16 protein-coding genes and 2 tRNA genes are annotated in these 20,060 nt (G+C 40.2%); 10 read left to right on the top strand and 8 right to left on the bottom strand.

Annotation, left to right across the window (positions count from 1 at the left end; genetic code table 11):
• Positions 1-17: 17 nt before the first annotated feature.
• The 7 genes from L1283_RS12935 to L1283_RS12905 all read left to right on the top strand — a co-directional run bounded on the left by L1283_RS12935 (position 18) and on the right by L1283_RS12905 (position 9,002).
• A tRNA-Met gene (locus L1283_RS12935) sits at positions 18-90 on the top strand.
• Positions 91-145: 55 nt separating this feature from the next.
• Positions 146-218 (top strand) — tRNA-Met (locus L1283_RS12930).
• A gap of 350 nt (positions 219-568) precedes the next feature.
• Positions 569-3,448, top strand: coding sequence for a SusC/RagA family TonB-linked outer membrane protein (locus tag L1283_RS12925; RefSeq protein WP_429626205.1), 2,880 nt, complete (start codon positions 569-571; stop codon positions 3,446-3,448).
• Positions 3,330-5,108: a RagB/SusD family nutrient uptake outer membrane protein gene (locus tag L1283_RS12920; RefSeq protein WP_429626207.1), complete on the top strand. Its 1,779-nt coding sequence runs from the start codon at positions 3,330-3,332 to the stop codon at positions 5,106-5,108. Before L1283_RS12925 ends, L1283_RS12920 begins: the two co-directional genes overlap by 119 nt.
• Positions 5,109-5,277: 169 nt before the next feature.
• Entirely contained in the window at positions 5,278-6,579 is a 1,302-nt protein-coding gene (gene der / locus L1283_RS12915) for a ribosome biogenesis GTPase Der (protein ID WP_429626204.1), read from the top strand.
• A gap of 21 nt (positions 6,580-6,600) precedes the next feature.
• A complete protein-coding gene (cysS, locus tag L1283_RS12910) occupies positions 6,601-8,067 on the top strand; it encodes a cysteine--tRNA ligase (RefSeq protein WP_429626202.1) in 1,467 nt (488 codons plus the stop codon).
• A 50-nt stretch (positions 8,068-8,117) separates the two neighbouring features.
• Positions 8,118-9,002 (top strand): DUF4440 domain-containing protein, encoded by an 885-nt coding sequence (locus L1283_RS12905; protein WP_293901877.1) that lies wholly within the window; start codon positions 8,118-8,120, stop codon positions 9,000-9,002.
• Positions 9,003-9,080: 78 nt separating this feature from the next.
• Here the strand turns inward: L1283_RS12905 and L1283_RS12900 are convergent, their stop codons facing one another.
• Complete coding sequence (locus L1283_RS12900; RefSeq protein WP_293901880.1) at positions 9,081-10,430, bottom strand: peptidylprolyl isomerase; 1,350 nt, start codon at positions 10,428-10,430, stop codon at positions 9,081-9,083.
• A gap of 528 nt (positions 10,431-10,958) precedes the next feature.
• Here L1283_RS12900 and L1283_RS12895 point away from each other — a divergent pair.
• The gene (locus L1283_RS12895) at positions 10,959-12,050 is read left to right on the top strand and encodes a lactonase family protein (protein WP_429626201.1); all 1,092 of its coding nucleotides are present in this window, start codon (positions 10,959-10,961) and stop codon (positions 12,048-12,050) included.
• A gap of 41 nt (positions 12,051-12,091) precedes the next feature.
• Here L1283_RS12895 and mnhG read toward each other — a convergent pair whose 3' ends face one another.
• The 7 genes from mnhG to L1283_RS12860 are packed head-to-tail and all read right to left on the bottom strand — an operon-like array spanning position 12,092 to position 17,838.
• The gene (gene mnhG, locus L1283_RS12890) at positions 12,092-12,442 is read right to left on the bottom strand and encodes a monovalent cation/H(+) antiporter subunit G (RefSeq protein WP_309365830.1); all 351 of its coding nucleotides are present in this window, start codon (positions 12,440-12,442) and stop codon (positions 12,092-12,094) included.
• The gene (locus L1283_RS12885; RefSeq protein ID WP_293901889.1) at positions 12,435-12,710 is read right to left on the bottom strand and encodes a monovalent cation/H+ antiporter complex subunit F; all 276 of its coding nucleotides are present in this window, start codon (positions 12,708-12,710) and stop codon (positions 12,435-12,437) included. Before L1283_RS12885 ends, mnhG begins: the two co-directional genes overlap by 8 nt.
• Positions 12,707-13,183 (bottom strand): Na+/H+ antiporter subunit E, encoded by a 477-nt coding sequence (locus tag L1283_RS12880; RefSeq protein ID WP_046671611.1) that lies wholly within the window; start codon positions 13,181-13,183, stop codon positions 12,707-12,709. Before L1283_RS12880 ends, L1283_RS12885 begins: the two co-directional genes overlap by 4 nt.
• 1 nt (position 13,184) lies before the next feature.
• Positions 13,185-14,693: a proton-conducting transporter membrane subunit gene (locus tag L1283_RS12875; RefSeq protein ID WP_088163048.1), complete on the bottom strand. Its 1,509-nt coding sequence runs from the start codon at positions 14,691-14,693 to the stop codon at positions 13,185-13,187.
• A complete protein-coding gene (locus tag L1283_RS12870; protein WP_429626200.1) occupies positions 14,690-15,046 on the bottom strand; it encodes a Na+/H+ antiporter subunit C in 357 nt (118 codons plus the stop codon). The genes L1283_RS12875 and L1283_RS12870 overlap by 4 nt, the downstream gene beginning before the upstream one ends.
• A complete protein-coding gene (locus L1283_RS12865; RefSeq protein WP_046671608.1) occupies positions 15,046-15,468 on the bottom strand; it encodes a Na+/H+ antiporter subunit B in 423 nt (140 codons plus the stop codon). Before L1283_RS12865 ends, L1283_RS12870 begins: the two co-directional genes overlap by 1 nt.
• 60 nt (positions 15,469-15,528) lie before the next feature.
• A complete protein-coding gene (locus L1283_RS12860) occupies positions 15,529-17,838 on the bottom strand; it encodes a putative monovalent cation/H+ antiporter subunit A (RefSeq protein ID WP_429626199.1) in 2,310 nt (769 codons plus the stop codon).
• Between the two features lie 364 nt (positions 17,839-18,202).
• Here L1283_RS12860 and L1283_RS12855 point away from each other — a divergent pair, with 364 nt between their 5' ends.
• Together L1283_RS12855 and L1283_RS12850 are read left to right on the top strand one after the other, a co-directional pair.
• The gene (locus tag L1283_RS12855; protein ID WP_333886174.1) at positions 18,203-18,730 is read left to right on the top strand and encodes an RNA polymerase sigma factor; all 528 of its coding nucleotides are present in this window, start codon (positions 18,203-18,205) and stop codon (positions 18,728-18,730) included.
• Positions 18,731-18,776: 46 nt separating this feature from the next.
• Positions 18,777-19,934: a FecR family protein gene (locus L1283_RS12850; protein WP_075994292.1), complete on the top strand. Its 1,158-nt coding sequence runs from the start codon at positions 18,777-18,779 to the stop codon at positions 19,932-19,934.
• Positions 19,935-20,060: the final 126 nt, after the last annotated feature.

Below are 20,060 nucleotides of genomic sequence, written 5' to 3'. Positions count from 1 at the left end.
AGAAATTTAAAATACATTGCGGGGTGGAGCAGTTGGTAGCTCGTCGGGCTCATAACCCGAAGGTCACTAGTTCGAGTCTGGTCCCCGCTACTAAAGAAAGAGCCGATTGCAATGATCGGTTCTTTTAAAGAAATTTAAAATACATTGCGGGGTGGAGCAGTTGGTAGCTCGTCGGGCTCATAACCCGAAGGTCACTAGTTCGAGTCTGGTCCCCGCTACTAAAAGAAAAAAGCCGAGGTGAATATCTTGGCTTTTTTTGTGTCCTAATTTACGCTATAATACCGCCTGTTTTTCAGGATCATCTTTTTTCCTACTCTTATAAATTTCTCTTTATCGATTGTCGTGAGGTTGTTAAAAAACTGTCTTTTGCTGTTATTTAATCGTTCTACTTTTTTGATATTGGATTGCTCTGTAAAATGTGTGTTTATGCAATCGTTTGTTTAATTGGCGCAATCGATTTCGTTGCTACTAAATTTTGATATGCTGTCATCATCCTTTAGTTTTAGCATTCATGTACCTAAATTTTGATTAGCAAGCTAATCAATTTTTAAACTAACTATTAAATATTATGATTTCAAAGATTCTCGACAATCACAAGTTGAGTCTGTTATCATTAGCTTTACTCATTACAAGTACACACAACTCGGCTAATGCTAATGGTCTTACGTTTCCAAACAACAATATTTTGTTGAATGACGCGGTTTATCAACAAAAAGTGAATGGAAAAGTGCAGTCTACAGACGGCCCATTGGCTGGAGCAACCATTAGCGTTAAGGGGAGCGGTAAATCGACATCCGCAGGAGCAGATGGACGTTTTACAATAGATGCTAAAAATGGTGATGTACTGGTCGTTACAAGTGTTGGTTATAAAGCACAAGAAGTGACCGTGACAGGACCGGTTGTTAACATCAATCTGGAGTCCAATAGTGAGGCACTCCAGGAAGTTGTCATTGTCGGTTATGGCACACAACAGAAAAAAGAGAGTTTGACTGGAGCCCTTCAGGCGGTAAAAGGAAACAAATTACGTGATGTCACTACGCCATCGGTTGAAAACATGCTGAATGGTAAAGCTGCCGGGGTATATGTTGCACCAGGAGCCGGTAAACCAGGGTCAAATGGTGGTGTTGTGATTCGTGGTCAGGCAACATTAAGTGGTACGACGAGCCCATTGTGGGTCATTGACGGTGTTATTGTTGGCTCAAGCCCAGGTGATATCAATCCGGACGACATTGAGTCATTAACCATCCTAAAAGATGCTGCTTCAACGTCAATTTATGGTTCTCAAGGCGCGAATGGTGTTGTTGTCGTTACAACAAAAAATCCTTCTGCATCCAAAACAAGCATTAGCTTCTCTACAAAAATGGGTATCAACCAACTTTCCAATGGGCACATGGAAATGATGGATGGAGCTGAACTGTATGATTATTTTGCCTCTTTTTCTAACCCAGGTGACATCAAATTTCCACGCTGGAATTCTGAATTACGTAATAGCAATTTTGACTGGTGGAAGCTGGCCACAAAAACCGGATTTGTTCAAAACCACAATCTATCCATTCAGGGTGGTAATGAAAAATTACAATCTTACTTGTCTTTAGGTTATTACAACGAAGCCGGTGCTGTAAAGGGGTATGATTACGACCGTTATAATTTTAGATTACGTACTAACTACAAACCTTTTGACTGGTTGACAATCAAACCGTCTATTGCTGGATCGAGACGTGCAGTAGATGATCGCCAATATGATGTCAATGCCATGTATGGAAACCTGCCTTGGGATAGTCCTTACGATGCAAATGGAAGTTTAGTGCCACATCGTTACAGCGGCTGGGTCAACAATGCAAGTACAAATTACTTATATGATCTGCAATGGAATCATAGTGCCAATACCAATTATGAATTTATGGGTAATTTGGATTTTGATATCAAATTAACGGATTGGTTGACTTTCTCTTCTGTGAATAATTATCGTTACAATAGTTATTCCGATAGCGGGTATCAAGATCCACGATCAAACAGTGGCGAAAGTGTAATTGGACGTGTGACAGATTATCGTATGGAATTTGCCCGTCGATATACCAACCAGATTTTACGTTTTAACAAGACTTGGGATAAACATAGCCTGAATGGATTGGCTGCATACGAATTTAACGACTATTGGACAAAAACCTTAGATGCTTATGGGACGGGGATTGTAAATGGTTTCGAGGTATTGGATGTTGTTGCAAAACCAGAGCGAACCAGAGGCGGAATTTCCGAATGGGCAGTACAGTCATTGTTGTCTAATGTAAACTATGCATACGATAATAAATATTTGGCACAGGTATCGTTCCGTCGTGATGGAGCATCCAATTTTGGTACCAATGCAAAATATGGAAACTTCTTTTCAGTTAGTGGTGGTTGGAATATCAATAAGGAAGAGTGGTTCAAGGCTGATTGGGTAGATAATTTAAAACTGAGAGCGGCTTACGGATCGGTAGGTAATAGACCAAGTTCATTATATCCACAATATAGTCTTTACTCTGTGTCTGCATCATCAAGTTATAATGGTATACCAGGGGCATTAATTAGCCAAATCGGTAATAAAGATCTGACTTGGGAAAAAACCTATACAACCGGTTTTGGGGTGGATGCAGCCTTGTTTAAGAATAGATTGCGATTCAATGTTGATTATTATGACAAGAAGACCGATAATGTACTTTATCAAGTGCCGATCAGCGGTCTGACCGGTGTCACTTCTATCTGGAAAAATATTGGTAAGATGCAAAACCGGGGGATTGAATTGACCATCGGTGGCGACATCGTTCGAAATGACAATGTACATTGGAGCTTGGATGTTAATTTGAGTCACAATGTGAATAAATTGACCGAGCTATTTGCGACAAAAGATGCCAATGGTAATCTTGTTTCAAAACCAATTATCGCAGGTGACGGATCAGGTATCGCTGGATCGGCGCAACGTCTGCTTCAACCTGGTCTTCCGGTAGATACCTATTATTTAAAAGAATGGGCTGGTGTTAACTTAGATAATGGTTTGCCAATGTGGTATCGATACGAGACAGATGCCAATGGCAATGAAACGAGGACAACGACGTCGAACTATTCCAATGCAACTTTCCGTAATGCAGGAAAAGGAAATGCTGATCTGTTTGGAGGTTTCAGTACAGCTTTAAGTTATAAGCAGTTTGACCTGAATGCGGTGTTCGGTTTCTCCTTGGGTGGTAAATTATATAATTATTCGCGTCAGGAATTTGATTCGGATGGAACCTATACCGATCGTAACCAGATGAAGTTACAGGATGGTTGGAGCCGTTGGGAAAAACCTGGTGATGTTGCCACTCACCCGATTGCAAGATACGACAACCAAGATAAAGGTATTAATAGGACTTTTGATCGCAACGGCAGTATCCTCCTGCGATATAGATCGTCTTCCTTATACTTCAATGGATGAAGAAAATATTGCAAGTAATCCTGATGCAATGGTAACAGGTACTTATGCGCAGTTAAAAGCTTGGTCTGATCCGATGCATCGTCTTGGTGAATACGCTGGGGATAATATGATGATCCGCGGATCATCGACAGATGCGTTTTACGAATTTATCTCCTATGCGAGAACGCCTAATAATTACCGTTTGCAGAACTTTTGGGACTATGGCTATAAGGCTATTGCACAGTCTTCGAACGTTATCAAGATGTTTGCGGAAGGTCAGAGTACAGAAATGGATAATAAATTGGGTGAATGTTATTACATCCGTGGAATGATGTATTTTTACCTTTGCCGTGCATTTGGGAAGCCATATTATCAAAGTCCAGAGACAAATCTTGGTGTTCCGATCGTTAATGGTACTCCTGACGATGTCTTCAATGATTTGAACTTGCCCGATCGTTCGTCTGTCAAAGATACATATGCTCAAGCGATCAGTGATCTGAAAAAAGCAGAAGCTTTAATCACACTTGATAAAGGGGCAGCATACGCCTCCAAAGGTGCAGCGCAGGCAATGCTTTCCCGCATTTATCTATACATGAGCGGGACATATAAGAATCCGAACGCGGAATATGCACGTCTTTCTTTAGAGTATGCCAATAAAGTGATTAATTCAGGTAAATATGTCTTGTTGGCCCGTGAGCAGTTCATGAAATATAATACTTTTAGACCTGAAGATAACAAGGAGACCATCTTTGCGGTGAAACGTGTTGCGTCTGAGTTCTCGGGCGATGATCATTATTATGGTATCGGTGGTATGTATTCCAATATTGGTGGTATGGGCTGGGGTGAGATGTATTCCAGTGCCAAATATATTGATCTTTTAAATGAAACTGGTCGTAATGACTGGCGACCAGATCATTATACGATTGTCGACGCACGCGCAGCATTTATAGAGCCGACTTATTCCAAAGACGATAAAGGCAATTACTCAACAGTTTTTCGATTTATCAAACAGAACTCACCTGCAAAAGTCGGTGACCCTAAAACATTAAGTTATGTGCAAATTCCGGCCATTATTAATGGGAATACAGTAATTGCTCGAGAAGTAAAAAAGGTGGGTGATCAAGAAGTTGTTAAAGAATATACTTTAGCGACAATTAATGCTGGTCAGCAGACTTATTCCATTACCTATGAAGACGGTAATACCTATTCGGGTATGATTGATTACTATATTTCCTTAAACCGTGCTTATCCACAGTTTTATATTGTGAAATGCTCACGTGAAGGCGAGGAGTCTCAACTGCACTCGCCTGTAATCAGCCGCTTGGGTGAAATTTATTTAAACCGGGCAGAGGCTAATGCAAAATTAGGTAACTATGGCGCTGCTTTAAATGATTTAAATACCATCAGAAATCGTTCTATTGTCAATGGCGGATATACTTCAATTGATGCGGCCAGTGCAAGCAAACTGATTGACAAAGAGCGTCAGTTGGAATTGGCCTATCAGGCTGAACGCAGCTATGATGTGTTCCGTAACGGAGATCCATTAAACCGTACCTATCCGGGGCCACAGAAACAATTTGAGGATATTGTACCGACAGATTTTAGAGTGACTTATTTTATTCCTCAGGATGCGATCAATTCATATCCGGGTAAATTGACTCAGAATCCAACGTCTAACTAGACGAATATTTATAATTTAAACCCTATAAATGGCTTTACTTCACGGTAAAGCCATTTTTGTTTTTGAGTCGCGATAATCCCTTTTGAATCCGTATCTTTGTTCCCTTAAGTATATTTTTAGCATAAAAGTGCCATCTGCTGTGAGAGCGGGTGGATCAAATAAAATAAATATGGCAAATATTGTTGCAATTGTTGGTCGTCCAAATGTTGGTAAATCTACCTTATTCAATCGTCTTACAGAAAGTAGAAAAGCGATTGTTGATGACTTTAGCGGGGTGACGCGCGACCGTCATTATGAAACAGCCGAGTGGATCGGAAAGAAATTTACAGTAATTGATACAGGTGGTTTTGTACATGGTTCGGATGATGTCTTTGAAGAGGCTATCCGCGATCAGGTCTATATCGCTATTGAAGAAGCTTCAGTCGTTATATTCATGGTGGATGTCACAACTGGTATTACCGACTTGGATGACGAAATCGCTGATATTCTGAGAAGAAGCTCCAAACCTGTGTATGTAGTGGCCAATAAAGTCGATCACGCGAAATTGCATCATGAATCGGCAGAGTTTTATGCCTTTGGTTTAGGAGAGGTCTTCAATATCTCGTCAGCTACAGGATCGGGTACAGGTGAACTGTTGGATGCTGTGGTTTCTCATTTCGAAGTGGAGGAGGAAGAAGAAGAATCCTTACCTAAATATACCATCGTAGGCCGCCCGAATGTGGGTAAATCCTCCTTGACAAATGCTTTGATCGGTAAAGATCGCAATATTGTAACGCCAATGGCAGGGACAACACGTGATTCAATCCGTATACATTATAATCAATACGGACATAATTTTTTATTGATTGATACTGCTGGTCTTCGCCGTAAGTCTAAAGTTAATGAAGATATTGAGTTTTATTCGGTTATGCGTACGATCAAAGCATTGGAAGATTCCGATGTAACGATTTTAATGCTCGATGCGCAAGATGGACTGGAAGCGCAAGACGTGAATATCTTCAACTTAGCGGAGAAAAACCGTAAAGGTATCGTGATTGTTGTCAATAAATGGGATTTGATCGAAAAGGACAATAAAACAATGAAGGCCTTTGAAGATCGCATCAAAGAGAAAATAGCACCATTTACAGATGTGCCTATCATCTTTACTTCCATAACCGAAAAACAGCGTGTTCTTAAGGTGTTGGAGGTTGCCGATAAGGTGTACGCAAACAAGACAAAGAAAATCCCTACGTCCAAGTTAAATGAAGTGATGTTGGATATTATCGAGAATTATCCACCACCATCCTTAAAGGGAAAATATATCAAAATTAAATATGCAACACAGCTGCCCGGACGGACACCGATGTTTGCATTCTTCTGTAATCTGCCACAATACATCAAAGATCCGTACAAACGTTTTATTGAAAACAAATTGCGTGAAAACTTTGACTTTACAGGTGTGCCAATTCAAATATATTTTAGACAGAAATAGATTTTCAAGTAGCGATTAAACATGGACCATAATCTCTTTTTATACAATACGCTTTCGCGAACAAAAGAAAAATTCGAACCTATTCATCCCAATCTTGTCGGTATGTACGTCTGTGGACCTACGGTATACAGCGATGTGCATTTGGGAAACTGCCGGACGTTTGTCTCTTTTGATCTAATTTTTAGATATCTGCGCCATCTTGGTTATAAAGTGCGTTATGTGCGCAATATTACAGATGCAGGGCATTTAGAAGGCGATCGTGATGAAGGGGATGACAAATTTGCAAAAAAAGCAAAATTGGAACAATTGGAACCGATGGAAATCGTTCAGAAATATACCATAGGTTTCCATGATGTGTTGCGTCTTTTCAATACGTTGCCTCCAAGTATAGAGCCTACTGCGACAGGACATATTTCCGAGCAGATCGAAATGATTGAACAAATTATGGAGAATGGCTATGCTTATGAAAGGGATGGTACCGTTTATTTTGACGTTGAGAAGTATGTTGAGCAATACGACTATACCATATTGACCAATCGAAAATTGGAAGATATGCTCAACAACACCCGCGAATTGAGTGGTCAGGACGAGAAAAAAGGTCGTTTGGATTTTGCTTTATGGATCAAAGCAAAACCTGAAACGATTATGCGCTGGCCAGCTCCTTGGAGTATTGGATTTCCGGGATGGCATATTGAATGTTCGGCCATGAGCAGAAAATACTTAGGCGATCAATTTGATATTCACGGTGGTGGAATGGATCTGGCAGCTACACATCATACCAATGAAATTGCACAGTCCGAGGCATGTAACCATACAAGTCCTGCCAAATACTGGATGCATACCAATATGTTGACTGTAAACGGTGCCCGGATGTCCAAATCCGCAGGGAATGGATTTTTACCGGGCGAACTATTTACTGGAAATCATCCCTTATTGAATAGAGGTTATTCGCCGATGGCTGTACGATTCTTTATGTTACAGGCACATTATAGAAGTACGTTAGATTTCTCCAATGAGGCATTGGATGCGGCCGACAAGGGGTATAAAAGGCTCATGACTGCGATCAGTCTTTTAGACAAATTGAAGGTGTCGAAAGGTGCTGATTCATTCAATTTAGCTGAAATCCGCCGCAAGTGTTACGCAGCTATGGATGACGATTTTAATAGTCCTGTGCTCATTGCCGAATTGTTTGAAATTGTACGTATCATTAACTCAATTTATGATGGTAAGGCGAAGATAACGGAAGAGGGATTAGCAGGCCTTAAAATATTCTTGAAAGAATTTGTTGAGGATATCCTAGGGCTTAGAAACGATCAGACATCCGCATCTGATGATATCGATGATGTGATGAACCTAGTTATTAAGTTACGTAATGAAGCAAAGGCGAATAAAGACTTCGTGACTTCAGATCGTATTCGTGATGAGCTTAATTCTATTGGAATTCAGTTGAAAGATAGCAAAGAAGGAACACTTTGGAATAAGATTTGATAGATAAGAAAATCGAATTTATAAAAAGAGGAAAGAAAGATCATTTGCATATGAATTTTTGGAATAGGCTATCCGTCGTCGCATTGATGAGTGTCGCTGGTACGACACTATATGCGCAGATACCTGAGAAAGTTGGAAGCCTATTACAGGCAGATAAGGACGCCGCCGCATTGTCGAAAGCGTCTACGCCGCATCAGGCATTTCTATCGATCATTGATAAGGAATCTACGTTTTATGTTCCATCGGCAGTGAATGCTTACAACTACCTCAATAATCGGCCAAATATTCCCGATGTTTTGAATTGGCAGCCTACATTTGCACTGATTGCCAAGAGTCAGGAATTTGGTGTTACCTCGGGTTCCATGGATTTTCAAAAAGTAGGTGCTCGATTGCGTCATGGAGAATATCTGACTGTATGGAAGCGGAATAAAAAGGGCAAGTGGTTGGTTGATATTCGTGCCGAAGTTGAAAACAATGGGAAGGATGGGGAGTTTGATCTTGAATATATCGAACCTACCGATTCCTGGTATTTGAAACATCGCTCTAAAGTTCGTTTAAATCAGCGTGAGGATATTGTCTTAGAGACGGACAAGTTGATGTCAACAGTATTGAAAGCAGACAACCCCACAGCATACAAGGAGTTTTTGAGCGACGATGTACGGTTTTTATTTCCTTGGACCAGTCCGATGGAAGGAAAGGCTACAATGATGGCTTATCTCAAAAAACAACGGATGACAATAGAAACGGTGCCTGAGGAAGTAAAACGTTCCTATAGTGGTGATTTTGCGTATACAAAGGGAACTGCAACAGTGAGGCAGAAGGATAAAGTTGTGAAGTATAATTATATCCGTATCTGGCAGCTGAGCGAATTGGCAAAAGATGATGTGAAGAAAGCCAATTGGAATATTTTGATCGAGATGATGTTTGAGAAATAATAATGACGACTGCAAAATAAAAAGGGCTTGAATATTTTATTCAAGCCCCTTTTATTATATGTGATTAGCGTCGCGCGCCTATTGTTTTTTCCATTTTTTCAATTCATCGCATGAACCAAACTCGTCACTGATATTGATAAATGTTGTTTTCGATTTATCATCGAACCATTTACTTAGATTGCGATTGATTTTATCTTGTTTGGCAGCTTCTTTAATTTTGGTGAAATCCTCGTCCAAATTTGCTTTATGCGGCGGGATACGTGTTTTCAGGTAATTGAAGCGATACCCAACATCGCCCATTTTGTCTGTAAATTGCTCTGGTTTAGAATATTCGCCAGGTTTTAGCTGGTCAATTGCTGTAAATACCGATTTCTCCAATCCATCCATAGGAATCACAGTGGTACGGCTTGAACCCTCTTGATTTAGGATCATACCTCCATTGAACTTACTTTCTTCCGCATCCGAATAATTGGTAGCGGCATGATAAAAATCCATTTTTTTGTCAACCACCAATTTATAGATACTGTCCAGTTTATTTTTAGTGCGTTCCAACGCGGCTGCACCGGGATTGATCTTCATGAGGATATGGCGTGTGTGTACCTCTTCACCACGTCTTTCGAGTACCTGAATAATATGGAAGCCAAATTTTGATTCTACAATAGGTGAAATTTCGCCGGGTTTTAATTTGAAGGCCATCGCAGAGAATTCTTTTACATAATTGTCGCGTGTACCAAAGCCTAAATCACCACCATAAGGGGCAGAACCAGGATCCTGTGAATATAAACGAGCCATTGTACCAAAGTCGGATCCATCTACAATCTGTTTGCGAATACCTTCTATTTTCTCCCGCTGTTCCTTTTTCTCTGCATCCGTCAATTTGGGCATCATGACAATCTCACCAATTTCCACCTCGGTATTAAAATAAGGAAGACTGTCTTGGTTTAGACCTTCATAATAACGCTTGACCTCCAAGGGTGTTACATCGACTTTTTGAACAATATTTTGTTGCATTTTATTTGCTTTCAACTGTTCAAATACACTGGGACGCATTTCTTCCTTATATTGTAAAAGCGAGCGGTTGAGGAATTTCTCAAGACGTTCTTGCCCACCTGCCTGTTGGGACATGTGACGTAAACGCGCATTGAGGTTGTCATCAACCTCGGTTTCGGTTACATCAATGGAGTCAATTACTGCCTGTTGAGAGAGCAGTTTCTGAATAATTAATTGCTCCAGTACGCCACATTTAAATTTTTCGTTAGGTTTGTTTCCTTGCGCTAACCATTGCGAATATTGCATATCCACATCGGACTGTAAGATAATGCCCGATCCAACCGTTGCTACAACGCGATCAATAACCTGACGTTGCGCAAAACTAGCCTGAATTGATGCAAACAGCAATAAAAACAATATATAAATGTTTTTTTTCATCCGTATAAATTATTTAAGATATTAATGAGTGTTCATCATCTTTTTAAATGAACTCGTTTACTCATTAAATTAGTACTCTAAGGTATTCGTGAGCTGACTTCGTTCGGCTCATTCGTATTTTATTTATGATTCATTCATGATTAAAGGCACAAGCCTTTGCCGATGTAAGTCATAATCCTGTTCAATATATACTTTTTTGAACAACAGCACAAAATTATCAGATTATATGAATTATTCGTACTTTTATTTAACAATATTTTTGTATTCGCAATATTTAAAATTAGCGATTTTAGAATTGTTAAAATTGATGCGCTAAAATACGCATTTGCCTATTAGAAAGGGCGGTTTTAACCAAATTTAACAAGTCTATTGACGATATTTGCGCTTATCAAAAAGGCTAGCGTTTTCAGATCTTCTTGTGTAGAAATAGATAGACAAATTTAAGATGGATCTCGTATAGTTTAGGAACGAAGTTGATTTAACGGTCTCATTAAACAAATGAGTATCAATACTTATAACATAATTTCAATGAAAAAAGCATTTATTTATTTGATGACGATTTTTCCACTTGCTAGTTTTGCTCAGCAGATCCCTATGTTTGTGGGAACGTATACCAGCAAAACTGAAAGCAAAGGCATCTATATTTATAATTTCGATGTTAAAACAGGTGAAACAACCTTGTCGAGTACACAGGAGAGTAAGGACCCTTCATTTTTGGCGCGAAATAATAACTTTATCTATGCCGTCAATGAGGTTCCCAACCAGGAGGGAAGTATTTCAGCTTATTCTTTTAAGGACGGTCATTTAACATTTTTAAACTCCCTTCCATCTGGTGGAGAGTCACCTTGTTTTGTGGAAGTGCATCCGAAAGGAAGTCTGCTTGCTGTGGCGAATTATACGGGTGGGTCAGCAGCTTTGTTTGATTTAGAAAGTAATGGTGTTTTGAGTAAGAGAGCACGATTAATACAACATGAAGGCAAGGGAGTTGATCCGAAGCGTCAGGAAAAGCCACATGTACATTCTACTTTTTTTTCCAATAAAGGAGATAAGTTGTATGTTCAGGATCTTGGCCTGGATGAGATCTCCATATTTCTGGTGAACAAAAACGGGAATACCTATACTCTTGCCGAGGAATCGGAAGATATCTTTACACCTGCTGGCGGTGGTCCACGACATATTGTATTTGATAAGAAAGAAAAATTCCTGTATGTCGTATTGGAAATGACCGGTCAAATAGCATCATATAAGAAAGACGGTGATGCGTGGATGTACCAAAGTACTTTTGAGATCAATCCTGAAGGTTTTAAGGGGAATAACGGCGGCGCGGATATTAAAATGTCTGCTGATGGGAAATTTCTGTATGCGACCAACCGTGGCGACGCAAATACAATAGCTACATTTTCGGTTGGGAAGAACGGGGATCTAAAGAAAATATCCAATCTTTCAGTGAAAGGTAAAGGACCTCGTAATTTCAACCTTTCTCCGGACGGAAAATATCTTTTGGTCGCCAATCAATATACCAATAATATTGTTTTATTTAGCCGGGACGCCAAAACCGGTTTGCTGACAGATACTGGGAAAGAAATTTCGGTACCAGCACCTGTTTGTATCATATTCTAATTACGACAGGCAGATTTTTAAGAGAAACAGATCTGTTTCTCTTAAAAATCTTCTTTTCGACAATCTAATTTGCCTTCGTTCTCAAGATCATTTAAGGTCGTTCCCTTCCATGTTTTAACCCGTTGGATATAGGCGGCTCTTCCGATCATATGTGCTGCAACAGGAGCCGTTAGGATCAGAAAAAATCCAATGGCGATGGCTTTGGTCGTTACAGATACATCTGGGAAGGTCATGGCTGCACAGATCAGTAAAAGTCCAACCCCCAATGTTGCCGCCTTTACGGTAACCGAAAGACGTAAATAAAAATCGGGCATCCGCAAGATACCAATAGACGCAAATAGTATGGCCAGTGCCCCAATGGTGCTGAGTATGGCTAAAGTTATATCAATCATCTTTGCTTTGTTTTTCTAAATAAAATGAAAAGGCTATCGTACCCAGAAACGCGATGAGTGCCAAGATCATGGCAATATCTAAAAACACTTCCTGCGAAGTTCGTATACTATAGACGGTAATAATTCCAATTCCAGTAGTGATAATGAGATCCAGGGCGATCACACGATCAAATATCTGGGGACCTTTATACAGCCGAATAAAAGCCAGTATGACTGAAATAGTCAGGATCGGGAGGATCACATAATCGAAATAGCTATTTAAAGTCATCTTAAGAGTTCTAAAAGTCTTCGTTCAACATTATTTTTAAGGGTAGAAACAAACTGTTCCTTGCTTTTCATGTACATGACGTGAATAAAGAGCGTTTTTTTATCTTCACTTACGTCGAGGATGAGTGTGCCGGGTGTCAACGAGATAAAGGTTGAAAGCAGGTTAATTTCCAAATCGGTTTTTGCATCCATGGGATACTTGACAATCGCAGGTTTGATAAAAAACTTGGGGGTTATCACGTCGTAGGCAACCTGCACATTGGCAACAATCATTTCCCACAGGAAAAAAAGAATAAAACTCAATGTTTTGGGGACCCGATAAAAGTAGCGTTGGTCCACCTCATTCCTGTTCATAAGCCAGAGGATACCAAATCCCAACATAAAGCCGAAAAGGAAGTTGGTGTAATACATCGATCCCGTCAATGCGACCCAGATAAAGGATAGCATGAGGTTCATTAAAAACTGTTTGATCATATCATTTCTGCCCTCCTAATACAGCGTTTATGTAAGGTGATGTGTCCAATAATTGTGTAGCGATCTGATCCGCGACATGGATAATCGCTTCGGCGTTGAGTCCGATATACAGGGATGCAGATGCCAAAATAACAACAGGGAGTATGAGCATTGTTCTTTTATAGCCGATCATACCCGCAAATTTGTCCTCAATGATTTCCGGATCAGGTGCATCTTTCCAGAATACCTGCGCCCACATTTTGGCGATGACAAACAAGGTGATAAAGCTGCCAATAATCAGGGCTCCCGCGAAAGCATACTTCTCTAAGTGGAAGGCATCTTTGAATAGATAGATTTTAGGCCAGAATCCCGAGAGAGGCGGGATGCCCACCAGTGAAAAAAGAACAATGGCAAAAAGTAATGAAATCTTTGGGTATTGGGCATAAAGTCCGCCCAGTTTAGTCATATCCATGGTGCCGCGGAGTTGCCGTATAACACCGGCTATGAGGAATAAATTCGTTTTGACCATGATATCATGGATCAGATAGAATACTGCCCCCAATAAAGCCCATTTGCTATATAAGCCCAGTCCGCCAATCATAAAACCAATATGACAAACGATCAAATAGGAAAACAACCTCCGGATATTGGTTTTGATCAATGCACCAAAAGCGCCCGTCAGAATTGTCAATATGGCTAGTACGATAAGGAGTTCCTTGGTAAAATGATTGGGAATAAATAGTAAGGAAAATACCCGGAACAAGGCGTAAATCCCAACCTTGGTCAATAAGCCTCCAAATGTCGCTGCTACGGCCGAAGGTGGCGTATGGTAAGAGGACGGTAACCAGAAATAGAGTGGAAATACAGCGGATTTAATGCCAAAACCGATCAGGAAAAATGTTGCTGTTATTTCTACTAATGCCTGATTTTGTATTTTAGGAATACGGAGGGCCAGGTCGGCCATGTTTAACGAGCCTGAAATGCCATAAAGTATACCTATTCCTGTTAAGAAAAATGTGGAAGCCAGGATATTCATGGCCATATATTTTACGGCACCTTCCAATTGGGATTTTCTGCCCCCCAAAGTCATCAGCACAAAAGAGGAAATAATAATAACTTCAAACCATACATACAGATTGAAGATGTCACCGGTTAGAAAAGCCCCATTGAGCCCCATCATCAAAAAGTGAAAGATCGGGAAATAACCATAGAGTATGCGCTGGCGCCCCACACCGACACAGGAAAAGATAGAGACCGCCAGACCTGCGATAGAAGTGAGGAGAACAAGGGTACTGCTGAATAGATCGGCAACAAAAACGATCCCAAAAGGAGCTTTCCAATTGGCTGCATTCATGGTCAAAATACCGCCATCATAAACTTTGAAGAACAGTTTAAAGGCAAGAATAAGTGCGAGCAAGCTTCCGCCAACGCTCAGAAAACGTTGTGCAGTGGATTTGCGCCACAACATCAGTTGGACAATAGCAATAAATAAATGCACGATAATCGTGGCAATAATGTGGTTGTCTATCATATATCTTCTTCCTCAGGCGTGTTCAAATCATCCAGATCATCTGTACCCAGCAATGCATATACACGCTTGAGTAAAACGATGGCAAAGGAGGTTAGGCCAAAGCTGATCACGATGGCCGTTAAAATAAGTGCTTGCGGAATCGGGTCCGCATAAATATCTGTGAATACCTTCAGATCCGGGCCAATAATAGGTGGTTTACCTTTAATGATATTACCCAATAAGAAGATCAATATATTGGTACCATTGCCCAGCAACATAATGCCCAACAACAATTTTACCATGCTTCGACGCAGGATCAGGTATATTCCGGCAGCATAAAGGATGCAGATCAGTAAGACGAGTATCAGTTCCATTATTCTTCTTCTTCAGTAGTTAAAGCAATTGTAAATAAAATCGTCAGGACAACGCCAATGACAACAAAGTACACACCAAGGTCAAAAAATAAGGCGGTTCCTATCATCCCTATGACGGGAATTTTCTCTTCCAGCCAAAGCCCGGTCATGACGGGATAACCAAAAAATGCAGGTAAGAACATGCTTATGGCCGAAATTCCCAGTCCGATGGGGATGAGTGACAGGGGTTTGTATTGAATCAATTTCATGGTATTTTGAGGGCCAAAGGCAAAACTATGCAGGACAAAAGCAATCGAAGCAACCAGGCCGCCCACGAAACCTCCGCCTGGGTAATAATGCCCCCGGAGTAGAAGGAACACCGAGAAAAGTAAAAGTATTGGTAATAAATACCGCGTAGCGGTCTGTAATATTGTACTGTTCATCTGTTATTATTTATCTATGCACGAGATCTTAGCTCATGAATGTATAGCTGTTAAACATCATTATTCTTTATCCGACGATTTTAAACGTAATTTTAATAAGCTATATACTCCTAATGCAGCAATACTCAATACGACGATTTCAAACATGGTGTCAAAACCCCTGAAATCCACCAGCAATACATTGACCACATTTTTTCCTTTGGCGAGTACATAGGAATAATCACCATAGAAATCACTGATATTTGTCGTTGTTGGTTCATGCAGAACACGAAGAGCGACCATGGACAGTAAAACGCCAAAAATGATAGCGACGACGGCGTCACGAATGACGGTGCGTCGATTTGCCAGATTCAAGAACGAAGGGAGTTTAAAGAGTACCAACACAAAGAGTACCACCGTTAGGGTGTCGATGGTGAATTGCGTCATCGCTAGATCCGGTGCACTGTAAAACACGAAAATAAGACATATGGCATAACCTACAACACTGGTTGCAACTACGGCTGTCAATCGGGATGAAGTGCGGATAGTCAATACAATAGCACCGATCAGAATGCAGACTGTGGTGACTTCGTAGAAACTCACGGGAGATAGCGTATCCCATTTGATATGGAGCGGGCCACCTAGGTACAGCTGATAAGCAATCAGCAATTCAGCAAACAAGATAATTTTTAATAAATACGAACGCAAATAACCGTTGTGCATTTTGTTTGTGAAGAAGGCAGAGAATAAAACAATTTCCTGCGCAGCTAACTGGATGATATATTCAGGAGAAATCCTATTGAAATTTGCAATCCAAGCCAATTTTTTCTCGCTGGGCCTGTTTGTGAAATAAAGCAACGTACCAGCGGCAATTGTAATAGCGCTTAGTAGCAGGATTAAATTAAAGCCATGCCAGATTTTCAGGTGAAATGTTTCGGGTTTTGCGAGTATACTTGTTACGGTAGGTCCAGCAATCCATTCGCCGACAAGTCCTGGGATGCACCCAAAGACAACTCCTAATATAGCTAAAAGTAGAGGTGGGATCCACATGGCTTTATAGGGCAGGTGGATTGTATTAAATTGCTCGGGTAGCTTACCCACAAAAGGTTTGATGCCGGCCATAAATCCAGCAGAGACCAAGAGTATATTTGTTACTACTGCAGCGACGGTCAAATAGAGAAATAAATCGGGTGTGGCATGTAGTGTTGCCTCGTAAATCAGATCCTTTCCAATAAATCCAAATGTAAGTGGAATACCTGCACTGGAAAGTGCCGCTAGGAGACCTGCGATAGCGACAGGCATTAATACCTTGCGTAGCCCCCGCAAGACTGTAAGATCTCGCGTTCCCGTTTCATGGTCTATAATCCCCGTAATCAAGAATAATGCGGCTTTATATAGGGCATGTACGAGTATAAAGACACTTGCAGCGATAATAGCATCCTTGGTACCGAGTCCCAATAAGAAAACCAAAATACCGAGGGCGGATATGGTTGAATAAGCGAGTACTCCCTTGAGGTCTGTTCTGAAAAGCGAATGGAATGCGGCATAAAGCATCGTGAGGCCACCAATGGCCATGAGGGAATACATCCAGATCGGGTTGCCCCCTAGTATCGGTGAAAAACGGGCCAAAAGGTAGATTCCGGCCTTTACCATGGTTGCCGAATGTAAGTAGGCTGACACAGGTGTTGGCGCCTTCATAGCACCGGGTAACCAAAAATGGAAAGGGAATTGTGCTGATTTCGTAATCGCTCCAAGTGCTACGAGGCCAAAGACCAGGGGAAAGAGTGGATGTTGCTGAATGATTGATACTTTGCCGATGAGTGCTGTAATATGGTAAGTACCGGCAATATTACCCAGCAAAATAAAACCTGCCAGTAGAAAAAAACCACCCAACCCAGTAATGGATAGTGCAGTCAGTGCGCTTTTGCGCGAATCATTTTTGTCATTGTTAAATCCAATGAGAAAAAATGAGCTGATCGAGGTCAGTTCCCAGAAGATAAACAATAGTAACATGTTGTCCGACAGGACAAGCCCCAGCATAGCCGACATAAAAAGGCAGAGGTAGCCAAAGAATCGATCGATATACCGATGACCTTTGAGATAGGCATTCGCATAAAAGAATATACAGGATCCGATCCCAGTAATCAATAAGGCGAAAAGTAGCGACAGTCCATCTAATTTAAAATCCAGATTGATGCCTAAGGAGGGCACCCACGATGTTGATTGTACGAAATAGGAGCCTTGACCAATAGGTACAATATATTGCGTAAAGTATAGAAATAGAAGTACCGGTAAGAATGCGAGAATAAAACCCCATTTGGTTTTTAGGAATCGACCAAATGGAACAATAAGGCTCGATGTTATTAGTCCTGAAAGAACAGTAAATAGCATGTAGTCTTTGTTTTAATTTTTAACCTTCTACATTTCATCGTTGCCAATGCTTATATGGCGATGAAGGTTTTTTGAAAGTTTACAATATAGTAAAAAAAAGCGAAAAAATGCTAGTTTTTGACCGTTTTCTCTCTCTATAAATGATAAAAGCAGGAATTTTGTTTTGTTTGTCGGAAAAAAAACAAAACTAGTTTAGCAATTTAGAGATGAATAAATTCGGGTTTAGAATTATTATTTGGGATTGACAAAAAAAAAGAGCATTTTTACGATACAATTATTAAACATCCTCAATTGGATGTGTTTTTTACCCTAAATAATCTCATCTATAAAAATAATAGAATCAGAGTGTGGAAGAGATCTAACTATGCAGAAAGAAGAAGTATTGTTTAAGACACACTATAATGGACTTTGCCATTTTGCTTGGAAGATTGTGGGTGACCTTTCTCTAGCAGAAGATCTGGTACAAGACTCTTTTATTGCTTATTTCAAAAATACTGATCATGTCAGTGATAATGAGATTGCAATAAAGAACTATCTCTATAGTTCTGTGCGTTTCGCTTGTTATAATCATATCCGTCATGAAAAGGTCCGTCAAAAATATTGGAATGTTGTAGGTTTTACCGAAGAAGATAATACGGCGCTTGAATTGAATATGATTCACAGTGAGGTCATTCAGGAAATATATAAAATTATTGAGGAAATGCCTTTTGCCTGTCAACAAGTTTTTCGGCTTGGTTATCTTGAAGGTTTATCCAATCTTGAAATTACACGGGAGCTGCAAATTAGTATCAATACTGTAAAAACACAAAAGAAACGCGGCATGAAAATGTTACTCAAACGTTTGAATCCCGAGTTTATACCCCTTATTATATTTTTGTTAAAAAATATTTAAATTCTTGTCACCCTTTTCTTCGTCTTAAGTTTCTTTATGGTAATTGATGAAAGAAAACACAAGACATATCACTGATTTAATACAGAAATTCCTTTGTGGTCAATTGACAGCAGAGGAACAAGTGCAGCTTGATGAATGGCTCAACGCCAGTTCACAAAATAAGCAGCTTTTAGAGTCCTTCCGAAAAGCGGAAAATATAGCAGAAGATTTGGCCGTTATTCGGCAGTTGGATGTAAATCAGGCATGGGAGCGGTTGAAAAATAAAGAATCCAACAGTGCGAGATCTTTCCGGAAATGGTCTTTAAGCATTGCAGCATCTATTGTATTCTTGTTAGGTGGTTTTCTATTATGGAGAGGTGATTTTGCCTCATTCTTTTCGGGCGATAAAAGTGTAATAGTTTCAAAAAAGCAAGATATTGCTCCTGCTACAAGTGGTGCAGTATTAGTGCTGGCTGATGGCTCCAGGCTCTCTTTGAATAGTGATTCCACGAAAACCTTGACTAAAAACAATAATCTAATCGGGAACAGCAATGAGCTGATCGTTAAGCAAACAGATCAAGCGATCCCATTGCAGTATAATTCTTTGATTGTGCCAAAAGCAAGTTTCTATAAGATGACTTTGGCTGATGGCACAAAAGTTTGGGTAAATGCGCTATCGCAATTGAAATTTCCTGCGCAGTTTTCACCGAAAGAACGTAGAGTCTTTTTGGATGGAGAAGCCTATTTCGAGGTTGCCCCCAAGTCAGATCAACCTTTTATTGTGGAATCGAAAGGTAATGAAATTAAAGTGCTCGGAACGCATTTTAATATTAATTCTTATTCGGATCATGTTCGAACAACTTTAGCAGAGGGGAGAGTGGAGGTACGTCAACATGATCAACGGGTAGAATTATTTCCTGGTGAATATGCTTCTTCTTTTAAAGACAACTTAGTTAAGGGAAAAGCAGATCTGGCCCATGATCTTGCTTGGCACAATAATGAGTTTTATTTCAAGAAGGAAACGATTACGAATATTGCACATCAACTATCACGTTGGTATGATCTCGATGTTACATTCCGAGGAGATGTGCAGTTGGACAAGGAGTATACCGGAAGTATCGAGCGTGATGTAAAACTGTCTCAAGTATTGGAGATGTTATCCTATGTCAGTAACCTAAGATTTGAAGTAGAAGGCAATAAATTGATTATTGCTACCAAAAGTTAAGGATTAACAATTTATAAAAAAGAAAATAGCGCGCCTATGATAAAATAATACATCAAAAAGCAATGACCTAAAAAAGAGAACAGGAATGTTGCAGCATCCCTGTTCAGAAAAAGATGCGATCATCAG

Origin of the sequence: Sphingobacterium sp. HSC-15S19, assembly GCF_050433745.1 — a bacterium.
GTDB lineage: Bacteria > Bacteroidota > Bacteroidia > Sphingobacteriales > Sphingobacteriaceae > Sphingobacterium > Sphingobacterium siyangense.
The sequence above is the reverse complement of the archived record's forward strand: the minus strand, read 5'-3'. Positions and strand labels throughout refer to the sequence as shown.